Annotated in this window: 9 protein-coding genes; 8 read left to right on the forward strand and 1 reads right to left on the reverse strand. The window is 46.3% G+C overall.

Features of this window, described 5'->3' with window-relative positions:
• The first annotated feature begins 93 nt into the window (after positions 1-93).
• Positions 94-2,424, forward strand: a complete 2,331-nt coding sequence (lon, locus tag ACH33_RS03945; protein WP_057897852.1) for an endopeptidase La — start codon at positions 94-96, stop codon at positions 2,422-2,424.
• Positions 2,421-3,035, forward strand: coding sequence for a ribosome biogenesis GTP-binding protein YihA/YsxC (gene yihA / locus ACH33_RS03950; protein WP_057897853.1), 615 nt, complete (start codon positions 2,421-2,423; stop codon positions 3,033-3,035). Before lon ends, yihA begins: the two co-directional genes overlap by 4 nt.
• Positions 3,036-3,081: 46 nt before the next feature.
• On the opposite strand, the gene ACH33_RS03955 is transcribed toward yihA, so the two are convergent.
• A complete protein-coding gene (locus ACH33_RS03955) occupies positions 3,082-4,002 on the reverse strand; it encodes a DMT family transporter (RefSeq protein WP_057900235.1) in 921 nt (306 codons plus the stop codon).
• Positions 4,003-4,239: 237 nt separating this feature from the next.
• Here ACH33_RS03955 and ppx point away from each other — a divergent pair, with 237 nt between their 5' ends.
• The 6 genes from ppx (at position 4,240) to ACH33_RS03985 (ending at position 12,164) form a co-directional block, all read left to right on the forward strand.
• Positions 4,240-5,769 carry an exopolyphosphatase gene (ppx, locus tag ACH33_RS03960; RefSeq protein ID WP_057897854.1) on the forward strand — a complete coding sequence of 510 codons (1,530 nt, stop codon included), beginning with the start codon at positions 4,240-4,242 and terminating at the stop codon, positions 5,767-5,769.
• Between the two features lie 34 nt (positions 5,770-5,803).
• Positions 5,804-7,978 (forward strand): RNA degradosome polyphosphate kinase, encoded by a 2,175-nt coding sequence (locus tag ACH33_RS03965; RefSeq protein ID WP_057897855.1) that lies wholly within the window; start codon positions 5,804-5,806, stop codon positions 7,976-7,978.
• Between the two features lie 261 nt (positions 7,979-8,239).
• Complete coding sequence (gene hemA, locus ACH33_RS03970; protein ID WP_057897856.1) at positions 8,240-9,589, forward strand: glutamyl-tRNA reductase; 1,350 nt, start codon at positions 8,240-8,242, stop codon at positions 9,587-9,589.
• A 30-nt stretch (positions 9,590-9,619) separates the two neighbouring features.
• Complete coding sequence (locus tag ACH33_RS03975) at positions 9,620-10,441, forward strand: cytochrome C assembly family protein (protein WP_057897857.1); 822 nt, start codon at positions 9,620-9,622, stop codon at positions 10,439-10,441.
• 17 nt (positions 10,442-10,458) lie between these two features.
• Positions 10,459-11,385 carry a hydroxymethylbilane synthase gene (gene hemC / locus ACH33_RS03980; RefSeq protein WP_057897858.1) on the forward strand — a complete coding sequence of 309 codons (927 nt, stop codon included), beginning with the start codon at positions 10,459-10,461 and terminating at the stop codon, positions 11,383-11,385.
• Complete coding sequence (locus tag ACH33_RS03985) at positions 11,382-12,164, forward strand: uroporphyrinogen-III synthase (RefSeq protein ID WP_057897859.1); 783 nt, start codon at positions 11,382-11,384, stop codon at positions 12,162-12,164. Before hemC ends, ACH33_RS03985 begins: the two co-directional genes overlap by 4 nt.
• The last annotated feature ends 2 nt before the right edge of the window (positions 12,165-12,166 follow it).

Consider the following 12,166-nt stretch of genomic DNA (forward strand, 5'->3'; position numbering starts at 1 on the left):
CAACCAATAGCAGTTAAGCTAAAATGAAGTGAAGAAAACCTTGTATTGGTACTCATTTCATGCCGAAGGTACAGGGATTTGGAGGTAGAAAAGATGGGAACAAACGAAAAAGAGAGACGAATCCCTCTTCTCCCGTTGCGAGGATTGCTGGTGTTTCCCGGCATGGTTCTACACCTTGATGTAGGCCGTCCCAAGTCTGTGAAAGCGCTGGAAAAAGCAATGGTCGACGATAATCTTGTTCTTCTTTCTACACAGGAAGAAGTGCACATTGAGGAACCTGAAAAAGAGCAGATCTTTACCATCGGAACTGTAGTACGAGTAAAGCAAATGCTCAAATTGCCAAATGGAACCATTCGCGTGCTTGTGGAAGGGGTCAGCCGCGCAAAAATAGAGAATTATGTTCAAGAAGATGAGTATTTTGAAGTTCAGATTTCATATCTGGAAGAAGATCAGACAATTACCCCCGAAATTGAAGCATTAATGCGAACCGTGCTTGCCAACTTTGAGCAGTATGTCAACTTATCGAAGAAGATTATTCCGGAGACATTCGCTTCTGTTGCTGATATTAACGAACCCGGCCGTTTAGCGGATATCATTATATCCCACCTTCCGCTTAAAATTCGTGACAAGCAGGATATACTGGAAACCGTGTCGGTGAAGGAGCGCTTAGAAAAGCTGCTTACTATCCTGAATAATGAACGTGAAGTGCTGGAACTGGAGCGGAAAATCGGGCAACGCGTGAAAAAACAGATGGAAAGAACGCAGAAAGAATACTATCTGCGTGAGCAAATGAAGGCCATTCAAAAAGAACTGGGTGAAAAAGAAGGGCGCGCTGGCGAAGTGGAGGAACTGCGCAAGAAATTAGCAGAAGCGAATCCGCCTGCTAATATTGTTGAGAAGGTGGAACGCGAACTGGAACGCCTAGAGAAAACCCCGCCGACAAGCGCCGAAGGCAACGTAATTCGCACATATATCGAATGGTTGATTTCTCTACCGTGGACTAAACGGACGGAAGATAATCTCGACTTGCAGCATGCAGAAAAGGTATTGGATGAAGACCATTTTGGGTTGGAGAAAGCGAAAGAACGCGTACTTGAATATCTAGCTGTGCAAAAGCTTGTAAACAAGCTGAAAGGTCCCATTTTGTGCTTGGTTGGGCCGCCGGGTGTTGGTAAAACGTCGCTGGCTCGCTCCGTAGCCCGGGCACTTAACCGCAAGTTTGTCCGTATTTCCCTTGGTGGAGTTCGCGACGAAGCGGAAATTCGTGGCCATCGCCGTACGTACGTAGGCGCAATGCCAGGCCGCATTATTCAAGGAATGAAGACAGCAGGCACGATGAATCCTGTATTTTTGCTTGATGAAATCGATAAGATGTCCATAGACTTTCGTGGCGATCCGGGGGCAGCGTTGCTGGAGGTGCTTGATCCAAACCAGAATGACACGTTTAGTGATCACTATATTGAAGAGCCATATGATCTGTCGTCCGTTATGTTCATCACGACGGCAAACGCGGTACATACAATTCCGCGCCCGTTGCTTGACCGTATGGAGGTTCTGTACATTCCAGGGTATACGGAAGTCGAGAAACTGAAAATTTGCCAGAACTATTTGTTGCCGAAACAGATGAAAGAGCATGGGCTTGGGCGTGATCGTCTACAGGTGCAGGAAGAAGCGCTGCTTAAAGTCATCCGCCAGTATACGCGGGAAGCGGGCGTACGTAATTTGAATCGGATGATGGAAACGATTTGTCGTAAAGCGGCCCGCATGATCGTCTCAGGCGTGAAAAAGCGTGTCGTTGTAACCGTGAAAACGTTGGAGGATATGCTGGGCAAACCGAGGTTCCGCTACGGCCTTGCCGAGACAGAAGATCAAGTAGGAGCGGTTACCGGGTTGGCCTGGACGGAGGCCGGTGGCGATACGCTCACTATTGAAGTTTCGGTCGTGCCCGGTAAGGGGAAGCTGATGTTAACCGGCCAGTTAGGTGATGTGATGAAAGAGTCGGCACAGGCAGCGTTCAGTTATATTCGTTCCCGATCCGGCGAATTAAATATTGATCCTGATTTCCATGAAAAGTCTGATATTCACATTCACGTTCCAGAAGGTGCGATTCCAAAGGACGGTCCGTCCGCCGGAATCACGATAGCGACAGCGCTTGTGTCTGCGCTCAGCGGTGTGCCGGTTTCCCGTGAGGTTGGCATGACGGGGGAGATTACGCTGAGAGGTCGTGTGTTGCCAATCGGAGGACTAAAAGAGAAAGCGTTAGCTGCCCATCGCGCGGGATTAAAAAAAGTGATTTTGCCCAAAGATAATGAGAAGGATATTGAAGAAATTCCGGAGAGTGTTCGTCAGGATTTAAAATTTATTCCGGTTGAACATCTTGACCAAGTGCTCGATGTGGCGCTTCTGAAGGCGGCGAAAGCATGAAAGTGACACAGGCTGAATTCGTGATCAGCGCGGTTTCTCCCAAGCAATATCCCCAAGGTTCCCTGCCGGAACTCGCTCTGGCAGGGCGTTCTAATGTGGGAAAATCTTCGTTTATTAACAAAATGGCAAACAGAAAAAATCTGGCTCGAACATCTTCTAAACCGGGAAAAACACAAACATTGAACTATTACTTGATTAATAAAGCGTTGTATTTTGTTGATTTGCCAGGGTATGGCTATGCGAAAGTCTCCAAAGCAGAAAAAGCAAAATGGGGACGGATGATGGAGGAATACTTTCAAACAAGACAGCAGTTAAAGGCTGTTATTCACGTTGTCGACATCCGGCACAAGCCGACGAAGGATGATCAAGAAATGTTTTCCTATCTGAAACATTATGAGATTCCGGTTATCGTTGTCGCAACTAAAACCGACAAAATTCCGCGTGGCAAGTGGCAGAAGCATGCGAAAGAGATTCGTGTGATACTTGGAATGGAGAAAGAAGACACGCTTATTCTTTTCTCTGCTGAAACCGGACAGGGCAAAGAGGAAGCATGGACGGCCATTTGGAAAAAAATTCGTGACGGTTCAAGCGAAAAAGAAGAGGGAATATAAAAGCAGTGAAAAACTCGCGGGTGCGCTCCGCGAGTTTTTCTTATTCTTAATATGAAGTGTTTCGTTTTTTTATCCAACTGGTTAATTGTTCGGTTTGCAGTTCCGAAAGAATCATGCCAGTAAAGATGAAAAGACAGCCAATAAGCGCTCGTCCGCCGAGAATTTCGCCATTGAATAAGTAGGCGGTTATAGCAGCAAATACGGGCTCCATTGCATAAATGAGTGCGACGCGGGTTGTAGTCGTAAATCGCTGACATTCTGTTTGTGCCAGAAACGCCAGCGCGGTGGCTGGAATGGCTGTAATAAGCAGTGCCCAGTATATGGAAGGGAGCGTTAGCGTTTCCCATGTTAGCGAGCTTTGCCAGTCTTCGAAAAAGAAAGCCGCTCCTCCGCTTAATACAGCTACAGTAAGAATTTGCACGAACGCAAGCGCCAAGGAAGGAAAATGCGGCGCGTAGCGGCCGGTGAAAATAATTTGCAACGCGAAGCAAATGGCACACATAAATACGAGCAGGTCTCCCTGGTTAATGGAAAATGTATCGCCCAATGTTAAAAGATAAAGGCCAGCTGTGGCTAGGAGCGCCCCGATGATAGCAGGCATTCTTGGCCGTTGTTTTAAGATCAGAAGCGCAAATACAGGTACAAGTACAACGGACAAACCTGTTATAAAACCAGCTTTAGAAGAGGTCGTATATAACAGGCCGATCGTTTGAAAGGCATATCCTGAGAACAGCCAAGCGCCAAGAATTACGCCAGCCCGTATTAACTTGCCGTTTATCTGGCGCAACTGGGGCCGATAAAAAAGCAACAAAAATAAAAGCAAAAAGATTGAAGCAAGAAAAAAGCGTATGCCGTTAAATGTAAGAGGTGGCAACTTGGCTATTGCGTTTTGCACGACAACAAAGGTCGCTCCCCAAACAAGGGCGACAAGCAATAAAATTCCATCCGCAATTATAGACTTTTTCAACACGCTCACATCCTTCATCCCCTATGATACAGCTCTTTCTAGATATATACAAATAATCTTTATTATACCTGAATTATGTATAGAATAAATAAGGAGAACTTTCTGTAAATATGCATCGTGTCGGTTCGTTTAATTGGGAAGGTAATGCGAGTCTTCACAAAACATTTACAAAACTTCAACATTTTTTTATTACAATAACCAGTAGAACATGAAAAGAAGCGATAAGGTTGTGTGCGGATGGGAAAATATAGTGCCGTTATCGACATGGGCTCTAACTCTGTGAGGCTTGTTATTTATTACGAAGCCGCTGGAGGCGCGGTCTATGAAGTTGATAATATTAAGAATACGATTCGTTTAGGCGCTTTTTTGGATGAAAATAACGATATTACTGAACAGGGGATTCAAGAAGCGATTCGCGTTCTTCGACAATATCGTCAACTTTGTCAGGCACGTGAGGTATCTGCGGTAACAGGCGTCGCTACCGCAGCCGTACGCAATGCGCGGAACTGTGAAGCGTTTCTTGAGCAAATTTATCAAGAAACAGGTTTTACATTGCGCGTGCTTTCAGGGGAAGAAGAAGCGTATTACGGATATTTGGCGGTGGTTAATACAATGAACATCACCGAAGCGTTGACAGTGGATATCGGTGGTGCAAGTTCGGAATTGGTTAAAATCTCCGGTCGGAAGCTCGCGGAAAGCCATAGCTTTCCGTTTGGAGCGGTTACGTTAACGAGGCGCTTTTTTGGTCATTTTTCCCCAACTGAGGCGGAAATAGCAGCGATGGAGGAGTATTTGCGGAAAGAATTTTCCGCTTACCCATGGATAAAGGAAAAAAAATATCCTCTCATCGGTATAGGAGGTACAGTACGAAACCTTGGAAAAGTGCATCAAAAAATGACACGTTATCCGTTTCCCGGTCTTCATTATTACCAGATGAAGAAGTACCAGGTTGATTCAGTCTACCATTATCTAAGAGAACTTTCTCCAGCGCAGATGCAGAATGTAGAGGGATTGTCGAAGGAAAGAGCCGACATTATTGTCGCTGGTATCTCTATTATTAAAATTTTGTTGGAATATATAGGTACGAGTAAGTTTATTATCAGTAATAAAGGTCTTAGAGACGGCGTTTATATGGAAGCGCGTCTTCAAGCAAGGAACTTGCCTTTAATTGAAGATGTGGTTGAAGAAGGGGTAGCCATGTTTATGGCTAATTACAACGTTAACGTCTTACATGCCCGGCATGTGGACAGTGTGTGTCGCACAATGTTTGACCAGCTTGCCCGCCAGGGACTTCATATCTACGGCGAGGAAGAGCGGCGGCTGTTGAGTGTTGCTGCCCGATTGCATGATATCGGTCGTATGATTAATCTTGGTGAATGGCAGCAACATACCTTTTACTTACTTATGCATGTATTGTTGCCGGGTCTGACCCACAGAGAACAGCTTCTCACTGCGCTCATTGCTTCTTATAAAGGGGCAAAACGGCTACAGAGACTTGTCGCACCTTATGAATCGCTCGTTTCTGAAGCTGATTTGCAAATGGTGGAACAACTTGGACTGCTTTTGCTTATGGCCCGTGCGCTCGACCGTACGGAAAGCCAGCAGGTATCCAATGTTAAGCTTACGCGGGAAGGAAAGTGTGTGATACTGCGATGTCAAGGGGTGGATGAACGTTCGCTGGAAGCGCAAACACTTGAAGAACATAGGAAGAAATTTAAAAAGCAATTTGGAATTCCGCTTCATGTGAAGTGGGCAAAAACACCATGAGAAAAATCATTAATTAAAGAAGAGGTATCAGATTATGGGGCAAGGAAGAAAAAGTCTTGAAAATAAAAGAGGTGATACGATCGATTTTGATTGCACGGAATACTATATTAACCGTGAACTAAGCTGGCTCGCCTTTAATCATCGCGTGCTGGAAGAAGCGGAAGATGAAAAAAATCCGTTGCTGGAGCGTCTTAAGTTTCTGGCGATTACAAGCTCAAATCTGGATGAATTTTTTATGATCCGGGTCGGCTCAATGAAAGACCAGGAAAAGCACGGAATTACGACCCCGGATAACAAATCTGGCATGACCCCCCGCCAGCAACTGGAAGCCGTTTCACGGGAGGCGCACAAAATGGTGGAAAAGCAGTATAGACTATTGCACGAAACGTTTATTCCGTTGCTTGCCTCTTACGGCATTTCGTTTGTAAAGCCTGAGGAGTTGACAGAAGAGCAGCACAGATTTGTGAGGACCTACTTTTATGACCGCATTTATCCGGTTTTGACCCCGATGGCGGTTGATGCAAGCCGTCCGTTCCCAATGCTTTTGAACAGAAGTGTTAATCTAGCCGTAACATTGGACAGTGAACGAGATGGAAAAAGCAAGTTGCTGTTTGCTGTGGTGCAGGTGCCTTCGGTATTGCCGCGCTATATTCAGCTGCCCAGTCCGGAAGGAATCGCGCAGTTTATTCTGCTTGAAGATGTCATTTGCCACTATGTGGATTTCCTGTTTAAGGGCAATCGTATTCTTTCAGTCAAACCGTTTCGTATTACGCGTAACGCCGATTTGACGCTTGATGAAGAAGGTACGGAGGATTTATTGAAAGAAATCCAGAAAGAATTAAAAAAGCGCAGATGGAGTTCTGCTGTGCGGCTTGAAGTAACATGTGAAATGGATGAGTACATGAAGGCAATTTTGCAAGAGTCGTTAGAAATCGAAGCGTGCGATATTTATGAAGTTGAAGGGCCGCTGGATTTAACGTTTCTAATGAAGTTTGTTCTGTCGTTACCTGGCTACAACGAATTGCGCTACCGCAGTTTACCGCCGCAGCCGCCGGCCGATTTTATCGGGGAAAATAACATCTTCGAAGCCATTGCCCATAAGGATATTCTCGTGCACCATCCGTATGAATCATTCGATCCGGTCGTCCACTTTGTTAAACAGGCGGCGGATGATCCAAATGTGTTAGCAATCAAGCAAACGCTGTACAGGGTCAGCGGGGACTCTCCCATCGTAAATGCGCTCGCGAAAGCGGCAGAGAACGGCAAGCAGGTTACGGTTCTTGTTGAACTCAAAGCGCGGTTTGACGAGGAAAACAACATCGTCTGGGCGAAGAAGTTGGAAAAAGCGGGATGCCATGTGATTTACGGATTGGTCGGGTTAAAAACTCACTGTAAAATTACGCTTATTGTGCGTCAGGAAGGGCAGAAGCTTATTCGGTACGTTCACCTTGGCACAGGCAATTATAATGATTCCACCGCGCGGCTTTACACCGATTTGGGGATGTTTACATGCAACGAACAGTTTGGTATTGATGCGTCCTATATTTTCAATCATTTGTCCGGTTATTCCAAGCCACCCAAGTGGAAAAAAATAGAGGTTGCTCCGAATGGTTTGCGCAACCGGATTTTGCAGTTGATTGACAACGAAATTGCAAAAAGCACACTGGAAAAGCCAGGACGCATTATTTTAAAAATGAATTCCCTGACCGATAAAAAGTTAATTAAAGCTTTATTCAAAGCGTCGATTGCAGGTGTGCAGATTGACATGATTGTACGGGGCATTTGTTGTCTGCGCCCTGGCATTCCGGGCATAAGCGAGAATATACGCGTGCGCAGCATTGTGGATCGGTTCCTGGAACATTCACGGGTTTTCTATTTCCAAAATGGCGGCGATGAACTGGTGTATCTATCAAGCGCAGATTGGATGACACGCAATATGGAGCGGCGTGTGGAAATTATGTTTCCGATTGAGGTGAAATCGCTCAAAGAACGTGTAAAAGATATTTTACATATATTACTTAGTGATAATGTCAAGGCAAGGACGCTGAAGCCGGACGGCACATATACGAGAGTACAGCCAAGAGAAGGGGAGCCGCATGTGCATGCCCAGTTGTATTTTCACGAACTGGCGGTAAAAAACACGAAAAAAATCCGGCAGACTCCCTATATGAAGCAATTGAAGCCAAAAACCCATGTGGAAGAAGAATGATGGATAAACAGGTGTTCCGTAGATTGACACGGGACGCCTGTTTGTTTGTGTGCGCTTTTCTGATATAATAAATGTTGGGAATATGATGCATGGAATTTAATGTGTCTCCATAAATTTTTCACATTTTGATTCAGTTTTTGATAAAGAAAGTGATATAATTAATAACATGTGAAAATAGGCGCATATTGCGGACGGATAAGGGAACAGAATAATAAATGAATTTGATGGAACGGGAAATATAAAGAGGTAGGGGTGTCAATTATGCACATTCTAACAATCGGGTTGAATTATCGCACAGCGCCAGTCGAAATCCGCGAGCGGTTTGCGTTTGCGGAACAAGACAGGCTGAAGGCGCTGACGAAACTAAAAAATACGAAAAGCATATTAGAGTGTGTAATTATTGGCACCTGTAACCGTACGGAGATTTATGGGGTCGTTGACCAGTTGCATACGGGACGCCATTTCATGAAGAATTACCTTTCTGAATGGTTTGGTGTACCGCGTGAAGAATTTATTGACCATATTTATATAAAAGAAAATGATGACGCTGTGCAGCATCTGTTTCGTGTCGCCTGTGGTTTGGATTCTATGGTATTGGGTGAGACACAAATTCTTGGACAGGTAAAGGATGCATTCCAGTTGGCGCAAACAAACGGCGCAACGGGAATTGTGTTTAACAAGCTGTTTCAGCAGGCGATTACATTGGCCAAGCGTGCCCATTCGGAGACGGACATTAATAAAAATGCTGTCTCGACGAGCTATGCGGCGATTGAATTGGGCAAAAAAGTGTTTGGTTATTTTAATGACAAGACCGTTCTTGTGCTTGGCGCGGGAAAGATGAGCGAATTAACTGCGAAGCATCTGCATGCAAATGGTGCCGCACGCGTGCTTGTGGTAAACCGCACGTACGAGCGTGCGCTGGCGCTGGCCGATAAATTTCGCGGGGTTGCCTTACCGATGGAACGGCTGGACGAGGCGCTTGTACTTGCTGATATTGTGATCAGTTCGACGGGTGCTGACGCTTATGTGGTAACGAGGCGGAACGTGGAAGCGATTATGCGAAAACGCCGTAACCGTCCGCTGTTTATGATAGATATTGCTGTGCCGCGCGATTTGGATCCGGAGATTAATGATTTGGATGGGGTTTATCTGTACGATATCGATGATTTGGAAGGAATTGTTGCGGCCAACCTGCGTGAGCGTGCGCGTGAAGCTGAGAAAATTTGCATAATGATCAACGAGGAATGGCTCGCTTTCAAATCATGGCTAAATACGCTTGGCGTGGGTCCGCTTATCGGGGCGCTGCGCGAAAAGCTGCTTGCTTACCAGCAGGAAGCGCTGCGTAATATTCAGAACAAATGTCCAGAGTTAACCGAGAAAGAAATTCGGATGATCAATAAGCAGACCCGTAGTCTGATTAACCAAATCATGCACGACCCGATCGTCCGTCTCAAGGAAATGGCAGGACAGCCGGGGGCGGATGAGGCGTTGAATATGTTTGTGAAGCTGTTTGCTCTTGAAGGTTTGTTTGAAGAGATGACACAAGCGGAGGAAGAAACAGAAGAATCGTACATTCCGCTTCGACAACGCAGAGCGCAGCAAGCTTTCTAGTTTTGCTCCTGAGGAGAGGAGTTATGTCCATTGTTTCATGAAAGCTTAATTTATGATGTCATTATCTATATTTATGCTTGCAGCATCCTGCTGTATTTTGCTGATTTTCTAAACCGCAGCCGGAAGGTAAATCGTATCGCCTTCTGGCTGCTTGCTATTGTTTGGGCGCTGCAAAGCGTCTTTTTTGTCCTTAGCATGGTTGAGAAAGAGTATTTCCCGGTACTCACACTATTTGAAACGCTCTTTTTTTATTCATGGATATTGGTCACTTTCTCCCTTGTCATCAATTATTTGTTTAGGGTGGATCTGCTGGTATTCTTCACGAATGTTCTCGGATTTTCCGTGCTGGCGCTCAACTTCTTTGCCAACAAAGAAGCGTCGCCGATGGTGGCTGAGCGCCTTACATCGGAACTGCTCTTCATTCACATCAGTCTAGCGCTCGTCTCATACGGGGCGTTCTCGCTTTCGTTTATTTTTTCGCTTATGTATCTTGTCGAGGACAGGATGCTGAAGCAAAAAATGTGGAATAAATGGTTGCAGAGGCTACCAGGACTTGGACTTCTTGATTTGTATTCATATCGACTGAACATGATAGGGGTTCCGCTTTTACTTCTGGCGCTAATTTTGGGAGCGATTTGGGCTCATCTAAAAGTGAATGCTAGCATTTGGCTTGACCCTAAAGTGCTCGTATCCGTTGCTGTGTTTATCGCTTATTCCCTTTATTTGTATCAGCGCGTGACTTACGGCTGGATGGGTCGCAAGCTGGCGTTATGGAATGCGGGAGCGTTTATGCTGATTTTGCTGAACTATTTCATTTCCGGGTCTGTCTTATCTTTTCATCAGTGGCTGTAGGAAGGGAGATATGAATAATGAGAAAAATTGTTGTAGGTTCCAGGCAAAGCGCGCTGGCGTTAACACAGACAAACTGGGTGGTTGACCGGCTAAAAAGCTTTGGTCTTCCTTTTGAATTCGAGATTAAAAAAATTGTGACAAAAGGGGACCGTATTCTTGATGTGACCCTGTCCAAAGTAGGCGGCAAAGGATTGTTTGTCAAAGAAATTGAACAGGCGCTACTTGATGGAGAGATCGATATGGCGGTTCACAGCATGAAAGATATGCCGGCCGTATTGCCGAAAGGTCTTACTATCGGCTGCGTGCCGCAACGCGTAGACGTGCGGGATGTGCTCATTAGCGAACACGGCACTCCGCTGGATAAGCTTCCGGCGGGTTCCGTTGTAGGAACAAGCAGCCTCCGGCGTGCGGCCCAATTGAAAGCGCTCCGTCCGGATCTTGTTATTGAACCGATTCGGGGCAATATTGATACCCGCATGCGTAAGCTGAAAGAAGAAAGCTTTTCGGCTATTGTTCTGGCGGCAGCTGGTCTGGAGCGGATGCAGTGGAACGGGGAAATTACCGAATTTTTCCCGGTTGAAGTGAGTCTGCCCGCAGTTGGGCAGGGAGCGCTTGCGATTGAGTGCCGCGAAGACGACACAGAACTGCTGGAATTGTTAAGTAAGCTTCATCATGAAGAAACAGCGCTTGCCGTCCGGGCGGAGCGCGCCTTTTTACGCACATTGGAAGGCGGTTGCCAGGTACCGATTGCCGCTCATGCTATTGTTACGGATGGAGCCATTTCCCTGACCGGCCTTGTGGCTGACCCGGATGGAGAGAATGTACTCAAAGAAAGTATCAAAGGTACCGATCCTGAGCAGCTTGGGGTGCAGCTTGCCAGGAAGTTAAAAGAAAAAGGCGCCGATACCATTCTGGAAAAAGTGAGTAAGGAAAACCAAGCATGAACGCTGTCCGTCCACTTGAAGGCAAGCGTATTGTCGTGACGAGAGCACGGGAACAAGCGGAAGAGTTTATCCGCAAAATCGAGCGGCTGGGTGGCGAGGCCATCGCCTGTCCGGTTATTCGGTTTGTGCCGCCTTCTGATCCTGCTCCGCTTGATCGCGCCTTGCGCGCTCTGCCCTCATTTGACTGGCTGTTTTTCACCAGTGTAAATGGGGTTGCTTTTTTCTTTCGGCGCCTTGCGGAACTCGGGTATAGCATGGACGATTTTAATGGACAGATTGCCGCCGTAGGGAAAAAGACAGCTGCCGCTCTTGCAGATAGAGGATTTTTCGTGCCGCATATTCCCGGTAAATTTACTGCCGAACATCTGGTAGAGATAATGAAGGATAAGCTAGAGCCGGGGCAAAAAGCGCTGCTGCCCCGGGCAAACATCGGCCGTGAAGTACTTCCGGAAGGACTTAGGGCGCTTGGATTGGAAGTGACAGATGCGCCCGCTTATGATACGGTAAGGGCAGAGGAAAATATTGCTCAAATGAAGAGGCAATTAAAGCAGAAGAAAGTCGACATGGTCACGTTCACCAGTCCGTCTACGGTACGCCATTTTTTAGCTGGTTTTAGCGAACAAGAGAGGCAGGAGTATCTGGCGGGAGTACATATCGGAGTTATCGGTCCTGTTACTGCGAAGGCGGTGCAGGATGCCGGACTTTCTGTCCATGTGATGGGCGACGAATACAGCATTGACGGTCTGCTGCGGGCCATTTTGAATTATACCGGGTGGTAACC

The organism is Aneurinibacillus sp. XH2 (assembly GCF_001439585.2).
Taxonomy (GTDB): Bacteria; Bacillota; Bacilli; order Aneurinibacillales; family Aneurinibacillaceae; genus Aneurinibacillus; species Aneurinibacillus thermoaerophilus.

Excerpts from the sequence above, each read along its gene's own strand:
- ACH33_RS03985 (WP_057897859.1), top strand. The coding sequence starts at position 11,382 with ATGAACGCTGTCCGTCCACTTGAAGGCAAGCGTATTGTCGTGACGAGA.
- hemA (WP_057897856.1), top strand. The coding sequence starts at position 8,240 with ATGCACATTCTAACAATCGGGTTGAATTATCGCACAGCGCCAGTCGAA.
- yihA (WP_057897853.1), top strand. The coding sequence starts at position 2,421 with ATGAAAGTGACACAGGCTGAATTCGTGATCAGCGCGGTTTCTCCCAAG.
- hemC (WP_057897858.1), top strand. The coding sequence starts at position 10,459 with ATGAGAAAAATTGTTGTAGGTTCCAGGCAAAGCGCGCTGGCGTTAACA.
- lon (WP_057897852.1), top strand. The coding sequence starts at position 94 with ATGGGAACAAACGAAAAAGAGAGACGAATCCCTCTTCTCCCGTTGCGA.
- ppx (WP_057897854.1), top strand. The coding sequence starts at position 4,240 with ATGGGAAAATATAGTGCCGTTATCGACATGGGCTCTAACTCTGTGAGG.
- ACH33_RS03965 (WP_057897855.1), top strand. The coding sequence starts at position 5,804 with ATGGGGCAAGGAAGAAAAAGTCTTGAAAATAAAAGAGGTGATACGATC.